14 protein-coding genes and 1 tRNA gene are annotated in these 22359 nt (G+C 54.2%); 5 read left to right on the top strand and 10 right to left on the bottom strand.

Annotated elements, in window-relative coordinates; all coding sequences use genetic code 11:
* Positions 1-131 precede the first annotated feature (131 nt).
* Positions 132-1658 (bottom strand): prenyltransferase/squalene oxidase repeat-containing protein, encoded by a 1527-nt coding sequence (locus M4951_RS06185; protein WP_262025611.1) that lies wholly within the window; start codon positions 1656-1658, stop codon positions 132-134.
* Between the two features lie 43 nt (positions 1659-1701).
* Here M4951_RS06185 and M4951_RS06180 point away from each other — a divergent pair, with 43 nt between their 5' ends.
* The 4 genes from M4951_RS06180 to M4951_RS06165 all read left to right on the top strand — a co-directional run bounded on the left by M4951_RS06180 (position 1702) and on the right by M4951_RS06165 (position 4424).
* On the top strand, positions 1702-1836 hold the full coding sequence (locus tag M4951_RS06180) for a hypothetical protein (RefSeq protein ID WP_262025610.1): 135 nt from the start codon (positions 1702-1704) through the stop codon (positions 1834-1836).
* Between the two features lie 234 nt (positions 1837-2070).
* Positions 2071-2235 (top strand): 50S ribosomal protein L33, encoded by a 165-nt coding sequence (rpmG, locus tag M4951_RS06175; RefSeq protein ID WP_002651666.1) that lies wholly within the window; start codon positions 2071-2073, stop codon positions 2233-2235.
* A gap of 132 nt (positions 2236-2367) precedes the next feature.
* A complete protein-coding gene (gene recJ, locus M4951_RS06170; RefSeq protein WP_262025609.1) occupies positions 2368-4131 on the top strand; it encodes a single-stranded-DNA-specific exonuclease RecJ in 1764 nt (587 codons plus the stop codon).
* A 219-nt stretch (positions 4132-4350) separates the two neighbouring features.
* Positions 4351-4424: transfer RNA gene (locus M4951_RS06165), tRNA-Pro, on the top strand.
* A gap of 383 nt (positions 4425-4807) precedes the next feature.
* Here the strand turns inward: M4951_RS06165 and M4951_RS06160 are convergent.
* Positions 4808-5554 (bottom strand): DUF5677 domain-containing protein, encoded by a 747-nt coding sequence (locus tag M4951_RS06160; protein WP_262025608.1) that lies wholly within the window; start codon positions 5552-5554, stop codon positions 4808-4810.
* 700 nt (positions 5555-6254) lie between these two features.
* Here M4951_RS06160 and M4951_RS06155 point away from each other — a divergent pair.
* A complete protein-coding gene (locus M4951_RS06155; RefSeq protein WP_262025607.1) occupies positions 6255-7547 on the top strand; it encodes a hypothetical protein in 1293 nt (430 codons plus the stop codon).
* Positions 7548-8048: 501 nt separating this feature from the next.
* On the opposite strand, the gene M4951_RS06150 is transcribed toward M4951_RS06155, so the two are convergent.
* The 8 genes from M4951_RS06150 to M4951_RS06115 all read right to left on the bottom strand — a co-directional run bounded on the left by M4951_RS06150 (position 8049) and on the right by M4951_RS06115 (position 22325).
* On the bottom strand, positions 8049-11012 hold the full coding sequence (locus M4951_RS06150) for a helicase-related protein (protein ID WP_262025606.1): 2964 nt from the start codon (positions 11010-11012) through the stop codon (positions 8049-8051).
* A complete protein-coding gene (locus tag M4951_RS06145; protein ID WP_262025605.1) occupies positions 11002-13197 on the bottom strand; it encodes a hypothetical protein in 2196 nt (731 codons plus the stop codon). Before M4951_RS06145 ends, M4951_RS06150 begins: the two co-directional genes overlap by 11 nt.
* Before the next feature lies 1 nt (position 13198).
* Positions 13199-14650: a hypothetical protein gene (locus M4951_RS06140; protein ID WP_262025604.1), complete on the bottom strand. Its 1452-nt coding sequence runs from the start codon at positions 14648-14650 to the stop codon at positions 13199-13201.
* A 209-nt stretch (positions 14651-14859) separates the two neighbouring features.
* On the bottom strand, positions 14860-15489 hold the full coding sequence (locus tag M4951_RS06135; RefSeq protein WP_262025603.1) for a DUF7002 family protein: 630 nt from the start codon (positions 15487-15489) through the stop codon (positions 14860-14862).
* Positions 15490-15500: 11 nt separating this feature from the next.
* On the bottom strand, positions 15501-17114 hold the full coding sequence (locus M4951_RS06130) for an adenylosuccinate synthetase (protein ID WP_262025602.1): 1614 nt from the start codon (positions 17112-17114) through the stop codon (positions 15501-15503).
* Positions 17115-17130: 16 nt separating this feature from the next.
* Positions 17131-18540: an ImmA/IrrE family metallo-endopeptidase gene (locus tag M4951_RS06125; RefSeq protein ID WP_262025601.1), complete on the bottom strand. Its 1410-nt coding sequence runs from the start codon at positions 18538-18540 to the stop codon at positions 17131-17133.
* Positions 18541-18637: 97 nt separating this feature from the next.
* A complete protein-coding gene (locus tag M4951_RS06120; protein ID WP_262025600.1) occupies positions 18638-21526 on the bottom strand; it encodes an ATP-binding protein in 2889 nt (962 codons plus the stop codon).
* A gap of 97 nt (positions 21527-21623) precedes the next feature.
* A complete protein-coding gene (locus M4951_RS06115) occupies positions 21624-22325 on the bottom strand; it encodes a hypothetical protein (RefSeq protein ID WP_262025599.1) in 702 nt (233 codons plus the stop codon).
* Positions 22326-22359 lie beyond the last annotated feature (34 nt).

The raw sequence follows: 22359 nt of genomic DNA, 5'->3' as shown, positions 1-22359 counted from the left end.
CGCTGCTGCGATCCTGGAAGCAAAGCCTCGACAGTCCCCCAACAACGTGAACGCCCTCCCCCCACACTTCACAAAAAAAGCCGCCCCCAGCGGGAGCGGCTATTGGTTACGCAGTCTTGTGGACGACCAGCTTACAGCGGAAAGTCTTCTTCCGATGCGGTCGTCTTGTAGATCGGCAAGTGACGGTAGTAAACCTCCAACGTCAGCAGCGACAACGAGGTGTTGTAGAGCCGTCCGCCTTTGTCGGTGAAGCCGCCGGTGAAATGCCAACTACCCGCTTCAGGCTGCCCCTCTTTGACCTGAGTATTGATCAAGAAGTCGCGCTGCTTGACGTTCCAGGCTTCCCATTTGGCGCCGCCATAGTGACGCATCACCTGGGTCGCATAATAGTTGTAGTACATGTTGGCTCCGCCCCCCAACGACGGGCCCTGGGCAGCCAAAAAGTCGACCCCCTTCTCCAGCGACGGGTTCTCTTTCTTCCAGCCAAGATACATGCGGCACAACAGCCCGACCGCCGTCATTGACGTCTTGGCGCCAGGATCGGCGTACCCATACTTGGCGCCTCCGTCCGACTGAACCGAATCGAGGAACTTCATCGAGCCGGCAATCGTATTACGCGGAACTTCTAAGTAGCCCATGTGCCCACTCTTCAGCGCCATCAGTTGCCAACCGACCACCGAGGTATCACCGGCTTGCCGCGGCTTGTAGCGCCATCCGCCGCCGACCGGATCCTGACATGCGACGATATAGTTCAGCGAAGCCTGGGCGGGCGCCATCAAGTTTTTGTCTTGCGTCATTGCATACGCTTCGCACAACGCGATCGAACCAAGACCATGGGAATACATGTTCCCCTGGGATTCGACCAGGCTCCCTTCACGTCCGCGAACTTGCATCAAGCGAACCAGCGCCGTCAGACCGGCGTTCACCTGCTTCTTGTACTTGCCTTCTTTGTGGGTATGACCTGAGCCCAAAAACGGCAACAAACCCATCGCGGTCGCCGCACGGGGAGAGTTGCTAAACTCACCAAAGTTTTTCGATTCGCCGGGCTTTTTGGCGCCGCGTCGATGGTCAAAATTCCAGGTCCCATCCGGCAGTTGGTGGTCGGCGATCCATTTAATGCCGTTGACCACGGCCGCTTCGCTACCGCCGTTTCCGCCCCCTTCGCTCAACATTTTGGTACGCGTCGCCTGACCGCGGCCGCTGGTGCCGTTGCCGGTCAAACCTGCGTTGTCTGTCATCATATCGGAGAAAGGCGCCGTCTGATCCGCAAAGTCGACCAAGTCCAATTGCTGCGTCGCCGCTTCCATCTCTTGAAAGTCGGAGACAATGTTTTCTTCGGCAATCACCGCTTCTTCCATCTGCTCTGGCGGCTTGTCAAAGTCGAGCTTCATTTCATCGATCGGCTCGAATTCTTCCATGACAAATTCGTCGATCTCTTCCGCGTCGGCGGTGTCGTCAACGGTGATCTCACGCTGCTGATTCATCTTTTGCGCGACCGGCAACAAGACCAGCACCAAAATCAACAAAAAGTGGACAACCAGACTGACCAGCCACGAAGGAACCGCGGTCAGCAGCAAAAATCGGCTGCTAACGGGGGAACGAACCTCTTCTTCATGGTCCGGTTCGATATCGTTCTGGGGAGCATTGGGAGTGGCCATAAACGTTTACCTTCGCTCCGCGACATTCGCGCGGGAACATTCCTTGAACGCAGAAAAGAAAGAGCAGGAAGCAGATTTGCAGCAGGGAAAAGGAAGACGCACGCAAGAATGTGTCGAACGTCAACAAAACTTCACAAAATCAATTTTAGAGGGAACCAATCGCCGCCACACCCCCTAACAGGGGCCATTCTTGCCGTTGAGCCTCACTAGGACATTCGTTTCCACCCTTCACGAATATTCCACGAGAATCTAACGTTCCCAAAATTGTGAAGTACTCAACCAGATCGACGAATCCGGTTTCCGGCAGAAAGGGACTAGCCGACTCCCCATGCCATTCGGTATATTGCGGGATTCCAACCAATTGATTGAGTGTCACTCTCATCCACTTGAAGCTGTCCAGGGATCCGGCGTCATGGCCAAAAAGAGCAAAAAAGCAGAAACCGTCTTTCTCGTGTGCGAGGAATCGGGCGACTACAACTACACCCTGAAACGCAAGCCGGGCGGCGAAAAGCTAAAGCTCAAGAAATATTGCCCGCGTCTGCGCAAGCACACCTGGCACAACGAAAAGAAAAAGTAGTCTCGGACTCTTTGCCGCGACGATCCGCTGCGAACCGTCACATCTCTGGCGGTTCGTTGATTTTTGGGCCGATATGCGTCAGACTCACATCCGTTTCGAACGCATCGCCACGGACTGGAGTTACTTGCCGCTATGGAAAAGCGCTGGCGCATTTTTCCGCACGACGCTGCCCGCATCCGGCAGCTTGAACAATCGGCCGGTGTTCCGCCGGTCGTCGCCCAGCTTCTTATTAGCCGCGGAATCTGCGATCCCAATGCGATTCGCGGCTTTCTCGAAGCGAAATTCTCGGACCTGCGCGACCCGGAACTGCTTCCCGGCGTTCCTGCCGCCGTGGAACGTATCGATGCTGCGATCAAGGCCAAGCGTCGCATTACCATCTACGGCGACTACGACGCCGACGGCATCACCGGATCGGCAATTCTCTATCGCTGCCTGCAAACGCTTGGCGCCGACGTCGGCTATTACGTCCCCAGCCGCTTTGACGAAGGCTACGGCCTAAACAGCGAAGCGCTCGAAAAGCTGGTCCAGCGCGGATCCCACCTGCTGATCACCGTTGACTGCGGTATCGCCAGCGTCAAAGAAGCGGACCGCGCAAAAGAACTAGGCTTGGAACTAATCATCACGGACCATCACGAGATGGCCGAACGACTGCCCGACGCGGCGGCGATTGTCCACCCGCGATTGCCTGGAACCAACTATCCCTTTGGCGGACTTTGCGGCGCCGGCGTCGCTTTCAAGCTGGCCTGGGCGCTTTGCCAAAAAGCGAGCAACGCCCGGCGCGTCACCGACCGGCTGCGCAATTTCTTACTGACCGCCGTCGGCCTGGCGTCGATCGGCACCGTCGCCGACGTGGTGCCGCTCTTGGACGAAAATCGCCTGATCGTCCGTCACGGCTTGAACTGCCTGCGCGAGCATTCCGTTCCCGGCATCGAAGCGCTGCTGGAAGTAGCGAAGCTCGGTGACAAAAAACAACTGACCAGCGAAGACATCGGGTTTATGATCGGCCCTCGCCTCAATGCGGCTGGCCGACTCGGCCAAGCGCAACTGGCGATCGAACTGCTGACGACCGATTCCCCTGAACGCGCCCGAGCGCTGGCCGAGTACATTCATCAGCTGAACGACAGCCGCGGCAGTCTCGAACGCAGCATCAATCTCGCCGCCCAAAAGCAAGCCAAAGAAGAATTTGATCCGGTCAACGATCCAGCTCTCGTTTTGGCCGGGCACGGCTGGCACGTCGGCGTGATCGGAATTGTCGCCGGTCGTTTGGCCGAAAAATACAATCGCCCGGTCATTTTGATCGCGCTGGATCAAGCAGGCGTGAAGCCCGGCGTCGGTTCGGCTCGCAGCGCATGCGGCTTGAATCTGCACGAAGCGCTCAAATCCTGCGAGCATCATCTGCTCGGTTGCGGCGGACATGCGGCTGCAGCAGGACTGCAGATTTCGCCAGACAAGATCGAAGCGTTTCGCGCCGAGTTCCTCGAATACGCCGCCAGCGAAGTAACCGACGAATCGCAAATCGCCGAACTCGCGATCGACGCCGAAGCCCCAATCAGCCAACTGACGTTCAAGACGATCACCCAAATCGAAATGCTCGCCCCGTTTGGCGCAGGAAACCGTCGCCCCATCATGTGCGCTAGCGGCGCCAAGCTGGTCGACAAACCGAAACGCATCGGCGGCGGCGAACGTCATTTGTCGGTCCATCTAGAGCATCACGGAGTACGCATCCGCGGCGTCGCCTTCGGCCAAGGAGACTGGGCCGAACCGCTCGCCAAACATGACGGCCTGCTCGATATCGCCTTCCAACCGGTCATCAACAACTTCCGCGGGCGAAACAACGTCGAACTGCAACTGGTCGACTGGAAACCGCACGAAGCCAACAACCCGCCGCTGGCCTAGCAACCAAGCGGCACGCCCCTCCAACAAACAACGCCACCGATTTGCCGGAAGCCAACCCTCGCGGCGAATCGAGTCGGAAGTCGTTTGACACGTTTGGTTTACGCCCCCAATTTTTCTGCGAACCAGCCGCATCCCAAGCCCCTCCTGCTATTGACGCTCAAGCATCGGACATCTATAAACGGACTTTCGACCTGAGGGATTTATCCGAACAGGTAACATCGGGGCGTGGCTCAGCCTGGTAGAGCGCTGCGTTCGGGACGCAGAGGTCGCACGTTCAAATCGTGTCGCCCCGACTTCTTAAAGCCTTGCGAGTAAACAACTTGCGAGGCTTTTCTTTTGGCCATTTCTGGCAAGCGCGGTCTCTGGCAAGAATTTTGGCAAGCGCCGGCGTTATTGGCAATCCCCAAATGCAAAATCAAAGCGATCTCCAATCTACCGCACAGGTGAGAATGGGACTCGCGGGTACGTCACCTTCCGCGTGCGCGGATCGGCCAGGTCCGAGAAGTGCTGTTGAATCGAAGCGGCGGACGAAGACGGCATGCGAAAGACCTCCCTGCAAACGAACGTCCGACCGCGAAACGGAAGTCGCCAAAACGACCAGACGCACTTGCCGGATTATCGCAGATTGCCCATCATGGCGCAATTGCCGTGGCATTGCATTGACGTTGTGGTCGTGTTATCCGTCCAACCCTGTCACTGACTTGATTAAGTCCAAGCCCGGCTTTACGTCGACCAAAAATCGCGCCGCAAGTTCATCTTTCAACTGCGGAACGAATCGGTTGACCAGAAATGCCGCCATCTCGTTGGCCAGATTGCAGGCGTTCAGACAGGAGTGCGGTAACCCACGAGGGCAGCGGATTGGCTGCATCTCCAGTTTGCCCTCGTCCATCCGCTTCAGCGCACTCTCACCATGGGCATGCCCAGACCAGTACCGATACATGACCTCGTAATGGCCTAGGCGGTCTAGTTCAGCCGCCAGCCGCTCGATGTTTCCGGGACCACCCCACATCCCGTACCAGTGCTTGGGCTTTGAAATCGCGTATTCCGCTTTGATTGCCGCATATCGCGGACGGTCCATCAGATCCTGTAAAGCGGCGATCTCAGCTGTAATGTCTCGGCCTGGATGGTCGAAGGCGTCGGCGAGCAATTCTCCCCGCGTCTGGCCACGGACCTGCTTTCCTGCATCAGAATTGGGATCGCACTTTGCCGCGAATTTCTTCTGTTTCACCCAGTGATAGAATTCGTAGGCCAAGCAGCGGCTCTCAAGAGCATCGTCCCGTTGCAGCATGTACATCAGATTGAGCTGCAACTCGAATCCGGTCCGGATAATGGGCACGCAATTTCTTGCCGATCCCTTCCGTGCGAGTATCGCCACGCCGTCAATCGGGTCCGTGTACTCCATCAGCAGTAGAGCGGCCGCCATTTGAGTGTCCTTCTCCGTGGCTTTGAACCGCTCGTTTACATGCCCGAGTACCCAGGATATAAGAGTTCAAGCTCGCGCTCACGGCGTCGGCCATCTGCTCGTACCAACGGTGGTACTTCTCCTTCTGGTCCGGCATCTGTAGATCATATTGAAACATATTCGCCTTCAGTAGTTTTCACCTTCCGAACATAGAATGACACACACGGAAGCAAGAGGGTTCGGGCTTTCAACCCGGCGACACCATCAGCCCATTTTCTCTCCGAGTTCTACTGGGCCATGCTATTGTGATGATCTACTCACTATCGCTGCTGAGGCCGTGGCCCACAGCCCCTGTTGGGATTTATAGGGCAGGAATGAGAGCCAATGTGAATGCAATGTCACCGATGGATACCTGCAACGTCCGTGCTCTGATTCCTAATCAGAAAAAGTTCAATTTCCGTTTTGTCACCCCGACTTGCTAAAGCCACTCAAAGCAACAACTTGCGAGGCTTTTCTTCTGGCCATATCTGGCAAACGCTGTTTTTGGCAAGAATTTTGGCAAGCGCCAGCGCGACTGGCAAGCCCTACCGGGAATCATTTTACCGGCCGCGTTGAATCTGAGAGAATCGCGACGAATGGCCTTCCCCTCTAATCTCGATCGGCTGCTAAATGGGAGCATCCGCCAGCGCCCAATCCGCCACACCATTCGTAGAGATAGAACATGCCTATCGCGAACTCCGAATCCGAAGACCGAACATTTTCCCGAGAGCAATTCTACGAGTTTGTCTGGTCAGCTCCCGCGACGAAGCTGGCCGCCGAATTGGGATGCTCCGATGTGATGATCGGCAAAGTCTGCCTCGCCTACGATGTCCCTAAACCCTATTCGGGATATTGGACAAAACTCGCGTGCGGCAAAGATGTTGACAAAACGCCGCTACCGCCTCGATCAGAGCCCGAACTACAGAGAATTGTGTTTCATCGGCATGATGCTGCGCATTCGCCCGCTGACGAGTCTCCCGCTGATCTGCGATTTGATTCCGATATTATGGAGGCACTAGAGAGAGCCAGAAGCTTAGGCCCGGTAAAAGTAAACCATTCACTCCAAAACCCTCACAAGCTCGTCGCCGACGCTAAAACAAAGCACGAACATGAAGCAGCGGTAATAAAGATACCCTGGCTTGAGCGAACTCCTCAGCAACGACGGAGACTCGAACCGACGATTTCGATCAACGTCAGCGACGCATGCCTCGGTCGCGCCCTTCGCCTGATGGACGCCTTTATCAAGCGACTTGAAGCAATCGGAGGAGGTCTCGTTTTAGACCAAAATCCTCAAAGCAAATATGCCGCTGAAACGGTTGTGGTAATCAAGGGCGAGAACGTCACCAAAATCCGCCTACGAGAAAAGAACAAGCAGGTTCGCATCTCTGATCCGAATGCAAAATTTGATTGGGATCGAAACCGAACAGAGTTAGTTCCTACGAGTATCTTACTTTTTGATGACGGCCCCTCAAGCTACCATCCGCCCCTGGCAATTGATACCAGGAAAAAGAAGATCGAGGAGATGCTTGATGATCTGGTGATTGAACTGATTACGCGGGCAGGAGAACAAAGAATTGCTCAAAGAATTTGGCAAGAACGCGAGCGAGAACGTCGCGAGTCGGAAAGACTCCGATGCGAACGCGAGGCAGAGATCAAGCGCACACAGGAGGAGCTTGGCAAACGACAAGCTGCTGAACAAAAGCGGGTCGACCAACTGCTCCAACTTGCAGAGTCATGGGAGAAAAGCAAGCTGATTCGCGAATTCCTTGAAGCGATAGGCGACGTGTATGCAGCCAAATCAATGGCCATCCCAATCGACAGTGAATTTGCTAGATACCTTCGCTGGGGATTCGAGCAGGCCGATCGGATTGATCCTTTGCGTCACAGCCCACCTTCCGTACTAGACGAAGTGGTGAGCGAGAGTGACCTAGGCGACTTTTCAGGCAGCAATTCCAACAGCGACAGTACCGCATAGCTCCCACATTTTCCAATACTACGCCGACGCCAGCCATAAGAATTGCAGCGTGGTGTCGATTATTTTGCGATGCGGCAAACTGCATTTCCTGCGTCCACGATTAGCCGGACTTCCTGTCGCACTCGCTCGCGTTGATCTTGATTGGACAGAATGTTCCGACGGACCATTTCCTGGTGGTACCAGACATTCTTAACCGTCAAACGCAATGCGAGCCGGCCCAAACCAATCTCCTTTCCCTTCACAGAGCCGTCTCGAAGTGCCGGCATGGTCACTTCCTTCCTGAGCGGCTGCGGAAGGCCCTGTGAGCCAGGTTTGGCCGAAGTCACCATGCCTTTGAGAGACCGAACGGCTGCCATGCACAATCGAGCCAGTCGCCGGGATTCACTACGGACACTGTCATTCCTCGACCGCGTGACCTGAGATTTGAGCTTCTAGATCGCGCTGCGGGCCCGCGCACGACGCTTGACGACATCTGTGAATTCTACAGTGTCAAAAACCGTGTTATTCACATTGATACCAACGCGCCAAATCAAAAGTTAGATCTTGCGCCAGTGCATCGGGAAGTGGCACACGGGCGGCGATCTCCTCACTTGCCCCCTCATCGAATTCAAACTTTTGCCCCATGACGATTTGGAACCAGCGTTCCCTATCACGGACGACGCGAAACATCTTCTCGTCAGCACCACCGGCGATAAATGGCTGATAGACTCGGATCGGCATTCGGCAGACCTCCGCTTTACAGCGTATGCGATCAAGACGCCCGGTTTGCTGCTCCAAAGTGCTGGGATTCCAGTATCCATCGTGATGAATCACATGTCGGCAAAACCGATGAAGATCGATTCCCTCGCCCATGACGCCGCTGCTAACAAGAACCTCGGGAAATAGTGGACTATTGAATGCCAATGCCAACCGTTCCCGCGTTTCCAATGGCGTGTCGCCATGAACGATTCGTACTAGCGGAACGACGCGGTAGCTCCCATCATCCTCATCATCGGGATCGTCCTCCTCGGAATCGACTCTGTCTGGTCGACGGGGGCGCGAATAGACTGACACCGAATCAAGGCATTCACGAAGTGGATCATTGGGTTCGTCTTGATCATTCAGGGAAATCGAATTACTGTCGTACCTCGCTCGCTCCGCCAATTCGATGGCAAAATCCAGAAACTGTTCGACGCGGCTCAGGTACGTCTGATTTGATCGATCGGTATGTTCTTCGATGCCTCGGCGCAGCGCTAGAATTCCAGGCTCCAACACTTCACGTCGCCCCTCACTAAGTTCCCAGGCGCGTTGAACGGCAGAGTCATCTAATGGCAGGTACCGTGCCAAGAAGGAAGGGGCACGAAAGTATGCCGCAAGAACTTCGATCAATTTGCTCCGTTGATCTTCAGTAAACACGCGATACTTGCTCTGCCTAAAAGGTTGAGAAAGGATGCGGCGAACTTCCTCATAGAACGGCCTTCCCTCCTCTGAGCATCGGCGAGCAATTCGGCTCAAGAAATCTTGAGTCCTCACACGATCATTGAAGTATTTTCCCCCAAGTTTTTCACCAGCAATCTGAAGAGTGCGATCATCGATTTCTTCTCGGATTTGCTCGTATAAGGCGCGACAGGTTTCGCGGTAAAAACAAAAGACAAGGACTTTTTCGCCACCTTCCCACAATTCGACGGCGCGACGGACGGTCGCTGAAATCTTAGGATGGCGAAGTCGATCTTGACGAGCCGCATCCCGCGACGGAATGATTTCCGCGACCTGCTGTTCATACCAACTCGTTGGCACGATCGTTCTGACGTTTTCAAATGCGTCATCCGAGCTCTGCACAGCGACTCCATTGTCATCCATGTCGCGGGCCTCGCCTCTGGCGGAACGCGTGTGGTGAAACGCTTCGTAGGATGATGACAGCCCTTCAGCAAAAAAAGCTCTCGCGCCGGTAGTTTGTGCTAACTCCCCTTGGGCGCGGGATGTCAAGAGAAAAGGCAATGCCGCCTCTTTTGCCACCGGCAAGCCAATTTCACCGCTATCCACACTAACGGAGTCGGTGGTGACTGCGGCTCCGTATACTCCTATACGGCGAAACCACGCCGGCTTGTTTTCTACAGACGGCAGCTCCCGCGGACGATTGTGCCGAATGACCCACGGGCGAAGAATTGCCTGTGCACAATTTCGAGTTGCCAGACAGTCGTTGACGCACTCAATGAGTCGACACTCCCAAGCATCTTTGGGGTCTACCTTGACACGGCCCCACCATTGGTCGACATCATAATTGCCGAGCATATCCGTTCCAATCGTTCCCCACAGTCGATCGAGCCGCCGGCCCGCCAACCGATTCGCATCGAGTGACGCCTCGAGGGACTGTATCTCAGCTTGCACCTCCTCGCGAGTCTTCACAGGAGCACGACGACTTGACCAGCGTACGGCGTCAAAGCTGCGTATAACACGGATCAGCTCTTGATGTCCCAGTTGAAACGGCGTGGCTGTAAGGAAGAGCATTCGCTGAAACTTTCCTCGCAACAGCGCTACGTCGTCGGCCGAAGACTGGCGAAATAGGCCAGCGAGCTGTGTGTGGTCATTCTTGGCGTGGTGAGCCTCGTCCAGAATCAACAAAGGGGAATACCATTTAGAGATGCGAAGCCATTGCTTGTAAATCCCTTGGCAAGCGACATTAAACTCACGGCGGACTTCCCGCATTCGCTGGTCGATATTTGCCGACGTGCGTCTCGGAAGGGATTCCCGAAGCACTTTGACCAAGCCGCTCCAGTCAATTTTATCCCTGATGGCAAAAAGCATTGCGGGAACGGGGGAATCCTCATTATCGCTAAGAAGTGATTCACGAACCAAGATTGGTTTCCATTTCGTGACATCCGCATTAATCAGCTTTTCCAGCACGTCCTCGGTCAGATTCCGCTTCGATTTTTGCCGAATGAGCTGCGGAGCCCAGCGGTAGATGGCCTGTTTCTGCTGCGCCGTCAATTTAGTCTTTTGCCGTGCTAGACGGATCATGACCAACTTGATCCAGGCGTCGTTGAAGCCCCTTGAGAAGCAACCCGTCGTTGTGAATACAAGCTGGTTTCGATGTTGCTCGTCATCATCGAGCAGCTTAAAGAAGTCGGTTGGAGAATGCGCGTATGTATCGCAAATCCAATCCAAGGAACCATCAAACGAACAATGGCGTCTGAATTGCTCCCACTCGCGTTGCCATTTGCGGCGAAGGCGGCTTGGCACCATTATCACGACTGGACCTTGCAAGCCTTTAGTTGCGATAATCACTGAGGCAGCCACTGCGAGAGCGACATACGTCTTGCCCATACCAACTTCATCGCTGAGCAGCACGCCTGGCCGATCGACCAATTCCTGGAGTATCGCGGCAGCCGTCTTGAACTGCCGAGCCGCATCTTCAGGCTGTATTCGCTGTTTGTCAGCGCCGCCAAGCCGCAGGGACGATTCAGCAAAAGTCCAATCAATTGGCATCCGGCGATTCCTTTGCACTAGCTAAGACCGGCTGGACGAGGGCGTCAACGCGGTCGAAATAGTCACGTAGATTCGTTGGAATTGAGTTCGATTCGGCGAGATTACCGGCCAAAGATCGTAAATCTTCAATCGTTTCCCCAAACACGCACTTAATCGCCTTGCGCTCCGTGCCTCGCGTCTTTTGAGCGACACGAGATTGCAAGTGCAACACCATCAGCAGGATTTCGGTAAGTAAAAACAATCGATGTTCGTCATCAAGTTTCGCGCACCAGTCGACGTCCTCGCTTGGGTTGGTGGTAACGACCGATCGCGCCAAGGAGATTGGTCCAAATGGGTCCTTCACCAGTCGGTAGCGAATTGCTTCGGGATGTGCCAAGGTTCGCGTAATTCGCATTGACATGCCGGTAAGCGCGCGCCCGAATCGACGCACTCGATAAAGTAGAAACGACGTTGTGTCGACGGCGTGAAGCGACTCGATGGCCGCGTTATTCTTGCCTGTCGACTTTCCCTTTCTGCTGGTCTGATCGAACCATTGAGGCGGAGTTTTTCCGCTAATCAGACATTCGATGATCGCGTCAGCGGTCAGTTTTTGAAACTGCTCCGGCGGCAAAAGATGATCCGCACATTCAATCGTCACTCCTAGCTTTGCCTGTTGCATTGCGCCATTTTCGTCGTGCCAATCTATAAGTAGTGCCACAATGTTGGCGGCACGCATCGTATCTGGAAGGACGTGGGAAAGCGTATCGATCAGGGATAAACCAGGCTCCAATTGTTTCGTGAACAAGGTTGGCGCATCCTCGGTGTTTCCGGGTAAATTTATAGTCCATCCTTCCGGTTCGGTCCGAGAACGATCAAGCCGCAGTTTGATCTCCCCTGTAAGTTGAGAAAACGTCGCCCAAGCGAAAAATGCGGGAAGCGTCGGCCGTGAATCGGGCTCATCTTCCGGCAAATCTGTCGGAGTTAACCAGACCGCATCGTCGACATCCAAGCCCTCTTCCCAATCGCGTGGCAAATCTAGCCGTTCTATCAAACGCAAGCCGTTACGTTTAATCGCCCCCGCATCTTCAAATACTACATTCGCCTCAAAGTTGTAAACTCCGACCCCCATTCCGCGCGGGGTGAAGTTACTAGAACCAATCATCATCGTCGCCACGTCATCGTTGCCATTCTCCAGCACAACGCACTTACTATGGGACGCTCGATTACGGTCTTCGGTCCCCTCGACGCACAGTGGCAATGACAACACGCGGCCGCCGCCGCGCGGTCCGAACACACTCTTCCAACTGTCCCTAAATACTTCAGGGAACGGCAATCTCGTGTGTTGGTCATCAGGGGATTTCGGTAGCTCGGGAGCGACAAGCCAGCCTTCGCATTCCCGGGTCAAAGATAGCTGGGCGAGCATGTTTACGACTGTGTCGCCAACTCTTGGATCGGGGGCCGGTGCCACAAAAGGCGAAACAACTGTGACAGACGTCGCTCGGCGATTGCCCCAAATTTGAAGCATTTCGCGTAGCGTCGAGCGAGCTTGACGATTTCCAACTCGTGGATGGGTAACAACTAAGGTTGCCTTTGGCCGCTCGTGGAACGCGAAGTCGGCCGGAGCCTCGCGCCAACTGCGGACAAGACGACGCAGGCGCTCAAGCGTGTCTTGCGTGCGTTCGACAGATGCTGTCGCAGAACGGGACCAGCCAAGCATCAGGTTTAGCAAATCCAACGTCTCACTTAGAAGTCGAATTGGAGTTGAGTCGTCGCCGTTCCAGAAGTCTAGCGCTGCAAACATCTCGCGATTTCGGCGATATGCGACTCGATTCAAGTTTGCGGATCCGATCACAATGCGAACGAGGTTTTCCCATGCGAGCACAGTAATTTTTGCATGCTGGACTCCTCCCGGAATCTGAATCTGAACCTGGTCCCAACGTAGTGTCGTTTGTGACGAGTCAAAACGACTATGATCGACCAATACGGTGACACTCGCCAGTGACAATGCCTCCTCCCGCTCGACGAGAAAAGAAGGTTCGTTCTCTGTCTGATCGAATCGGAGCCCCAGGAATCGAGGTAGCAATTCTGTCTCAAAAAACTCAGCGTTGAATTCAAAGGTGGTAGCAAGACATGCCCAAGGTTCGCCCAAACCGCCAGCAAAATCCGGCGGCGTCCAGAAATGAGACATCGGCGGTTGACTAGCCACCTTACTCTTCCTCGCCATTTGGCACCTCAATTGCTTCCACTTTGCCCAGATCGCTTAAAAAACTGTATGCGTTGGAAACTCGGAACGGATGAAGGTAGGCTCCGTTGTGATTTGGAGGGGCGTCAGAGCTATCTCCAAAACCTGGCATCAAGATCCAGTTAGGATGATCCTGTTCGATCCAGACGCCTTTTCGCTTTTGACGCTGCACACGTTTGTGCCGATCCATGACCGCATCGACAAGCATCTGTTCGCTTGCAAGGCCATCCAAGGCATCGTGCATCAATTGATCAAGCCGTTCTTGGCTTACAGCGTCGACTACCTGCGGGTAATCGAGGATTTTCGTCATGAGCGTTTGAAATCGTTCCGCCACCCCACTTAGGTTCTGACGGGTTGCCTTTAGGTGTAGCGCCAGTACAGAATCGCCCAATAGCTGGCTAGGCGTGCCGCGTCCGCCGCGACGCGTGAGCGCCCACATTAAGCCACGAAATGCCGAATCCGCGTATCCACTAACTTGCTCAAAGGCTTCTATTAGGGCGACTGTATATTGAATTAGCTTGTCAACTTCGTCTCCCCCTTCTAGAACGCGAGCGTCCATTTGTTGGGCGAGTATCATACGGTCTAAGGTTCCTCGGGAGCCTGTTTCGGCGACAACTCTGTAGCTGCTTAGAATTTCTGGACTGAGCAGTAGGTTAATACATCGCTTCCTGACTACATTCGCGTCGCCAGCGAGAAGTTGAAACAAAACCTCACTTTCCTGTTTGCCAGGCTCGTCAGGACGCAGGTGAACAGGTAGATCAGACCAGCCCCACCACGTCTTATTTGGCCATTTTTCCTGTTTCACATGATTAACGACATCGCGAGTAAGTCGTCGCAGCCATTTGGCTCCCCGACGATCGGAGTTACTCTCGTCGAAAATCCCCCAGAGCCCTCGTTCCGCCGACCACGCAAGGAGCAACGCTTCGCCATTGCGGCTGAGTTGGTTATCGTCATCAATAATGTCAAGATTACGAGCAAGGCGTTGGACGACGCCAAACGGGCCGTTGATTGCCTGCCCTTTCAGAAAGTTTTGCTTGCCCAATGGCTGGTGTCCTGATCTGATTGCGCGGCGGGCAAGTCCTATGCCTGGCAAGCGTCGTGCCGCATTTCCCCAGTTGTCCTCTTTTTTCTCATCCTTCCATGCGACGGCGGAAACGAATAATCGCTCTAACCCCAGTCGAGCCTCTAGACGTATTTCCTCACTACTTCCTTCCGCGCTCGCTGCGCGTTCTCCAAGCAGGGCCGCCAACGCCGTGAAGGTCAGATGACGTATTCGCCACATTCGGGCAGTTAGGCCAGGCAGCAGAACATCGGCCAACTGCTCTGCCATCGCCACGGTTCCAAGCGGGTCGATACTGCCCGGCGGATCTTCCACGGGATCGTAGGGTGAGGAGATTGGAAGCGCAGTAAGTAACACCGTAGTTTCCTTTGCAACTCAAAGCGTTGACGCAACATCAACACTCTATTCGATCTAGTCTCCTTGCGATCGCAGTGCAGCGAATGCTGGCATCCGCTTGGCTATCAATGGAGATAGCTTCGATGCGGTAAATCCAATTCCCCCAACACTTTTTCCGGCGTTCCCGCAATCAGCATCTAATATTGCAGCATTATCGTGACTGGAAGCCTCTAAACCTTACGCCATGGGCCATTAATTGAATCGCTCGCCTCGACTCGTGCCGGCAATGTCACTTGATTCAGGAAGGTCACCTCCACCACGTTACTCGCGGTAAAGTCTGCATCTTCAGCCAATGCAAATGTTACCGGGCCGCGGGGGCTACCTTTTCCGCCAGTGCAACGAGGAGAGCCCGAGTTGTATCGGCAATAAAGCGGCGAAACGTCGCTGTTGGTTTGAAATAAATCAGCGGTCGCCACCCGCAAAATCACAGGCTGATCATTCTCGTAGCGGAGAAAATGCCGTTCGCCGTAAGAAATCGGTCCATGCGACGTCCCTGGCCAGAAGAAAACTCGCTTGTTGAGCATCTCAATGACATCAGCAAATCCATATCCACCTTGAAAGGTAATGTTGCCCGCGTGGAGCGGTTGCTGGTCCCGAATACTAATAACACGTTGGCCAATCTTCACTTGAATCGAGGATTGACGCTTAGCCCGAAGGTATGCGTTATCTCCCGCTTGTTGCAGGAGAACCGCGGCACTCAACATTGCCCGCGTCGCGCGAATGTGATTCAGATTATCGCGGTCTGTCAGGTGATAGAGATACGGACGCGTACGAGTGAAATGAATATCTGTAAATGCCATGCTTTTTCAACCTACCATCCACGACGGTCGATAATGCTCCGGTGATGAAAGCGAGTCGCGATTAGCGAAACCGGAGCTCCCGCGACTCGCTCGACTTCTTGAATAAATCGAAGGGTAACATCTGTCAGTTGCTCAAAACGCCGTGCATTCTGGTTCTCTACTCCGAGATAGTCAACAAACGTCATCGCGATGTCCGTCGGTGCGTTAAGTTCGGAGGCTCTTTTGAGAAGCCGCCAGTCAAATTCAGAAATACGTCTCCGCCGCCTTGTTGTTGTAGTCGTCTCCGTTTTCTGTAGCTCTGCAAGCGCAATGCCTGACCGTTGAGCGATTTCATCTAGAGAGATTTCCTGTGACATTGGCCCAGAGTGTTTTCCTTCAGCCTCTGGATTCTGGACGCGAATTGGGTAAGTCCGGCAAACCATCAATACCTTTCGCACTCGACTGGGAGAGATGCCAGCCTCAGCAAGACAACCTGCGACGGTCGTGTCACGCGATGTTACATGTGGATAGGAGCCATGGTAGAGACTCAATCCAGTTCCTTGTGTGCCCTCAAGCAGCACCCTTTTGCCATTTCGGCAGGCGTTTTCAATCACTTCATGAGCGGTCCGAACATAAGGCCTTAACTTCTCGACATCTCGCGCCATAGGAACTGACCGCACGCCCCGATCGAGGATTCGACGAGCGGTTGCCGCGCCAACTCCCTGGCCAGTGGAGCCCATACTCTTCACATTAGCTGATTCGCGCGAAATGTCCTTCCCACTAATCAGCAGCACTTGAGGATCTATCGTAAGGCGATCTGGCGACAACTCGCATGTGATGATTTCTTTCCAGAGGGTGTCAACATTCACCACAGCACCAGCACCGATCACAATCTTGGAGTTTGCGGATCGATTGGTTCCTGAAGGCAGTGAATGAAAAACATCGGGTGTCGGATGCTCATAGACGCTGTGACCGGCATTGGGACCGCCAACACGGATCAGCACGTCGTATTCAGGGGCAAGATACGCGGCAATCTGTCCCTTTCCTTCGCTTCCATACTGGCCCCCAATTAGAACGTCAACGAGACGATCGTACCCGCGGCCGTATAGACCAAGATGACAGCCAGAGCGGACAAGCACATCGTCTGGCGTGTTGCGGTGGGTATCAATTACGATGTCGGCCGTTTTCGCTAATTCCGGGACTGCTTGTTCAGTCTTGTCTTTCAGCACCTCGGCATGTGACTCAAACTCCTTTATCGATGTCCTGTTTCGGGCTTCGTATCGTGATGCGAGTGTCTCTAGTGGAGCTTCTAAGTGAATGTGTTTGACGTTACGTCCATAGCCACGGCGGATTGCATCGATTTGACCATCGATACGTACTGCGTCGACAACGAATACGCGGTAGGAAGGCAAAGACCTGATTACCTTGTCGAGTTCTTCAATAACCCATTCGCCGCCCGTTTTTTTGTCGAGTTTTTCACCCAGCGTTTGAAGTGCACCTCTGTCAGGAGTTACTTTGGGGTCAATAGCCTGTAACAGCTGCCAAGTCTTGATCACTTGGCAGTTGAATTCTCGCTCAAGAAGCGATGCGAGTGTACTCTTACCGGAGGCGACGGCCCCGGAGAGTAGGACTATTAACTTTTCCATGCAACTCCCCGTGTGTTCAATCTGAGTCAGCCAATCCAAAGAGGGGACGTTGGCGGTCAGGTTGCTCCCATTGAGCTCGTTCAGAAGGAAGTGTGTAAACCGTCACATCAATCCCATTGCGGCAAAGAATGTCATCGATCAACTCTGCAACGATCGGCCAGTTTCCACCTGCTTGACCGCAACCGATACGTGGCATGTGTACTGATGCAGTGAGGTCGTTTGCCAGATCACGCAGCGATTCTAGACAAGATTCAAGATGGTGGTATCGAATCCCAGGCCGAGATAATTGCCGGTAGCCGTGTTGTGCTACCATATGAAACACCCAGAGTGCTTCGTCGAGCTGAAATTGTCGGTGGTTGCCAAGTCTAAGCGGGCGTTTCCCTTGTTCGCTCCAAGAAATGAAATCTCGCTGAGCGTCCTTCCATTTCTGGCCGACCACGCGGGCAAATCCACCACCCCATCTAGGCGTGGCGTCATTCACAACGTGAGCAATTATTCGATTTCCGTCCCCGCGAGGCGACGTCGCATCACCATTTAAGTATTGGATGGTGGGAAGGTTCACCGCCGTACTATCAACAGGTGCCAACAGGCCGACGACTCTCGGGCGGTCCGAACCAGGGTACGACGGAATCGCAACACATTCGACTCGCATTTCTCCGACGCCGTTGTCCCAAACTTCATGGCCTTTACATGTAAATCCAATGGATGCGCACTCATTCGCTACGCTGTTAGATGGCAGTCTCCAACTGCTTCCGAACGGCAGATTCCAGCCATTAGCGGTTCTGATGTAGTCAATTCTCAATGTCGCTGAACTGCCCTTTTGGCCTGACGCTGCGAACACTGCGCATGGCATTCTAGATAGCTTTAGGAATCGCAGAAGAATCGCTTCGGTGGAAACCTGGAATCTTGCGCGTAGGTCAAGTAGGCTGTCGATCGAAAACACGGCGTTTCCGACTTCCGGAAAACTTCCCATCGGCATCAGCAACTCTGATGCGACAACGTTGCATAGCATCTCTAGCTGCCAATCGTCTCCTTCCGTCTCGTGTTTCGCCGCACGGTTGCGGACGCTCTCTCGACAATCAGGGAAGAACGTGTGTGCGATCTCATGGGCAATCGAAAATCGGATTCGTGCCTGAGGTTGAAGGGGGCTGTATTCGATTCGGTAGCGATCATTTGGCAAGGCGATTAGCCTAGCATCGCGAATCGATTCGCAAGGGATAACGGCGATTCCCAGAAGATTCGCCAACTCGAAAGTGTCGAAGGGCGGGCCTGACCAGCCGCTTTCGACCGCATCCAACACGACATCATTCGCGCGGTTAATCAGTGCATTGACTGGATCGCCATCGTTGGCGAAAGGTTGCACAGATTTGTTCGTCCAAAATATAGTCACGGCTTCGTCTTCCAAATCTCGTCTGACGTGAATCAAGGAGAATTCCGGCGATTCGCGCGACAAGTCATGTATGAGTTTCTCAAAGCGGCCAACCCCGTTGGTTTTTGCTGGTTTGGCCACCAGTTCTTAGCGATTATCCCAGCCGTAGATTGTCATCTAACCCTAACTCCTTCAATCCCGATCTCGCTTCATCCGCCTTGGCTTGTCCTTGCTCGCCTTCGGTCGGCACCTCAAACGATACCTTCAACTTCAATCCCTCGCTGGATGCGAAACGACTGAGCACCTTTGTGTAAAAGTTCATCCATTTCTGCGGCGGTACGGTTCCTTCCCAGCGGATCGCTTTCTGTTGCGTCGCTGTGTCATTGCCCCCGCCAGTCTCACCGCCACTAGTTTGTTGCGGTATTACAACGCGGATTTCAGCGATTGCTTCCAGTCCCGCCGATTGGGCTTTGACAGTGAATAGGCCGCCTGTGCTGTCGCTAGCTGCTTTGTAAAGTCCATCGTTACTAATCTCACCGCAAGTGGAAGACCAGATCGCCGAGGTGATGTCGAACGGCTGGCCGTATTGGTCAATGCCGCTGCACGCAAATGAGGCTTGCTCGCCCGACTTGAGGGTCACTTCCGATGGTCGGATTACGAGTCGATCGAGCCGCGGCGGTTCGAGTAACTTCTGGGCTTCCTCTGCTTTGAGGATGAACACATCATCGGCGATCTCCACATCCGCCTCGGCCAGGCTTTCGTTGAAGTGAAGCAGCTTGAATTGCCCACTGCTTTCTTTCATGGCGTAGCCCAGCGTTCCGTGGCTTACACCGTCCGCAATCGTCCGCTTGATAGTATCGGCATCCAATAGTCGCGGAAGTTGCGGTGACGAAAAGAACGCATCGCGTACGCCCTTAGTCGACCATTCGGTCAGCGCCGGGGGCCAATACTTGAGTAGCTTGTTTGCGCCAACACCGGACGTGATCTCATCGGTGCGGCTCAACTCGTTGACGTACAGCTCGACGAGGCAGCCGGCCATGCTGGAGGTGATTTGCCCGAGGTCGATCTGCCGTAACTTGTTATCCTTACCAAGTAGGTACAGATACCGGTACGAGCGCCAAATCGCTTCTTTCAGGTCGCTCTTGGCCCGCCCCATGTTGCGCTTCAGCAACCGTTCCTGCGCCTCGTCCAACTGTTTGCGAGTGTCGGTGTCATCTTCGATGGCTTCCCAGGCCAGTACGTCGCGAGTGGCGTCGTGGATCGCATCGGCTACATCGGGCACGCTGAATATCAGGGCGGACTTGTAGGTTCGCCCCGAGGTTCCGCACTCGCGCACGATGGTTTCGAGCAGCTTTTCCGTCGATTTGTCGCCTGCTTTATATTCCAGGCTCATAACCGCGAGGGTCAGCACCGCGCGGTTCGGCACATCATTGCTGCGTTCTGGGAAGAAGCGACGGTCGACAGCCTTCGTTCCTTTGTTGAATAGCTCCTGCGTTTCCTGTTTGATCCGCTCATGAATTTCCTTGGGCTGCACTGCACCCCGGCGGGTGACGAGGATCTGATTCAGGTTGGGAGACAATCCAAACCGATAGCGGTTTCGGTCCCAATTGAGGTAGTAACAGTTGCTGACCAATCCTTCCAGAACATTATCGATATCGACCATGTTGAGGTCGGGGTTGCCGACCGCCGCGCGGATCTCTGGTAGTGTCGCCACCGCGTTCGCCTGGCTCATGCCGCCATTGGACTCAAAGAAGATGGCGGACGCAACTTTGCGGTGCAGGTTCGCCTTCTTAATTGCTTCCGACGACTCGCGGTCCAGACGCACCGCGTGAGCGTCTTTCTTGCCGGCGATATCCGTCGTCAACGGAACCTCTAGCTCGTTCGAGCCTAGCTGCTCGAACATGGCTGAGCGGAAAATCGGATCTTCCAGCGGAGCCGAACCGAGTGTGATCAATGGTTCGCGCATCGCTTTACGGTGTTCATCCTGGTAGGCGTGAGCTACCCACAAAGCAAGTAGCCGCAGAATGCCGCGCGTGCGTTGAAACCGAGGCAGGCTTTGCCATTTTCTTTCAAATACCGAGAGAACCGACGGATGAAACGGATAGCACGCGCGAAATGTTTCGCGAGCGGTCTCAGGATCAATGCCGCTCAGTTCCTGGGAGTGATCCACCGCCCATTCGGCGTATTCTGCGGCGACCTTCTCGGCCTCCACGTCGAACAAGTCCCACTCGAACAGTCGACGACGAATGATCTCGGCGATCTCTACATCGGCGGACATCATAATCGCTTTGCCGAGCCGATCCAGTAGCTTCTTCAGGGATTGAAAATCTCGCACATCCTCTGGCGACATCTCCAGGTCTTCGGAGGCAGGAATCGAAACGCAGACGACAACGTTGTTGTGCGCCCGGGCTTCTTCGCAAAGACTTTGCAGGAAGACGAAAAACTGATCTCGCATCTCCATTTTGCGTGCTCGGCTGATGTAATTCATCAACTCGTCGATCAGAATCAGCGCGGGCTCCGTTCCCAGCAGTTTTTGCAGAACATCGCCGCCCGGCGCTATCCCTTTGGCGTCGTGTTCGGCGACCAAGTCAAATCCCTGTTTGCCGGCCAATTGCCAGGCAATTTCTCCCCAGGGTGTCTTGCGCAACGGTTCGCCTTCGCCGCCGCGCCCTTGAATCGCGTCAAACTCTGTCCCTACGAAGACAGCGACACGGGCCTGTGGCACCTGCGATGTCTGCGCCTTAGCAAGGATCTTGTCGACCCCCTTCCAGGACTTTGCATTGTCGCCTGAGGTCGCAAGATGCCAGAGCGTGGTCAGCGAATGGGTTTTACCACCGCCAAACTGCGTCGCCATGTTGAACACGGCGGAAGTTTCGACCTTGATGCTGGAGAGCCGACGCACTACCTGCGAAGAGAGATCCAGCAAGCTGGCGGTCAGGAATGTCCGCTCAAAAAAACGAGCCGGGTCCAGATAGTCCGGCGACACGTTGTCCCGATGTTGGCGAATATGATCGAGATGGACGGCGAACTCTGAGGCGTCCATCGGACGATTTTCCCGCAAGTCTTCCCGCGGAGTGATCACTTGGTACCAGGGTTTCATCTTTGACATTATCTTCTCCCCCGTCACAACGGGAACCATTTCACTGATGAGAGGTTAGATCCGCTGTATTTATTGTCTCACGGGGAGTGCTGCTACTTATCCGCCACACCATGCAGTTCCATCGCTCATCGTCGATTGCGTCATCGAACAACCACCTGCCTTGTAGGTGCGTTGTAAAAGACGATGGCCCATTTCCATCGCATTTCTCGAAGGATTTGCGCCAGAACTCGCGTGACTCCCCCTCTGCCCCTTTAACATCAACAGCCTGTGGATCATCGCTAGAAAACGGTGCCAGAATTCCTTTGAATGGGTAGTTGAGTTGGTTGGGTTTGTTTGACTTCGACTCGCTCGAAGGCAGAATCACAAACCCATCACCTTTGATCGGCAAATCATCGGCGTGCTTACCTTTAGTGTCACCAGAATCCGAAACTTCTTCACTTCCATCGCTGACGACCCATTTCTTGATGTCGCCTCCCATGCCTGCAATAAGAAGCCACGCGCCACCAGCGTGAATCGCCGAGCATGCCAATTCCAGTCTAACAAGATCGTCGTAAATCTCCTGACGGAAGTCGCGGCCACTGCTGACTAGTTTTGTTTCAATTACATCGTCGAGTAGAAGATTTTTCTCGTCCGCATAAACGGCAAAGTCGATCTTTCTTCTCGGTAAACTTGGGTGAGGTACTTCAATGCCGGCACGCTCACCATGACTGCCGATCAGGTATTGACCGATCGTATGGGCCATGTAGCGTTCATTGAACAGGATATTTCTTTTGCAA

This window comes from Blastopirellula sp. J2-11 (genome assembly GCF_024584705.1).
In the GTDB taxonomy this organism is placed as follows: Bacteria; Planctomycetota; Planctomycetia; order Pirellulales; family Pirellulaceae; genus Blastopirellula.
Note: the sequence above shows the minus strand (reverse complement) of the source record. Positions and strands in the feature narration are given on the sequence as shown.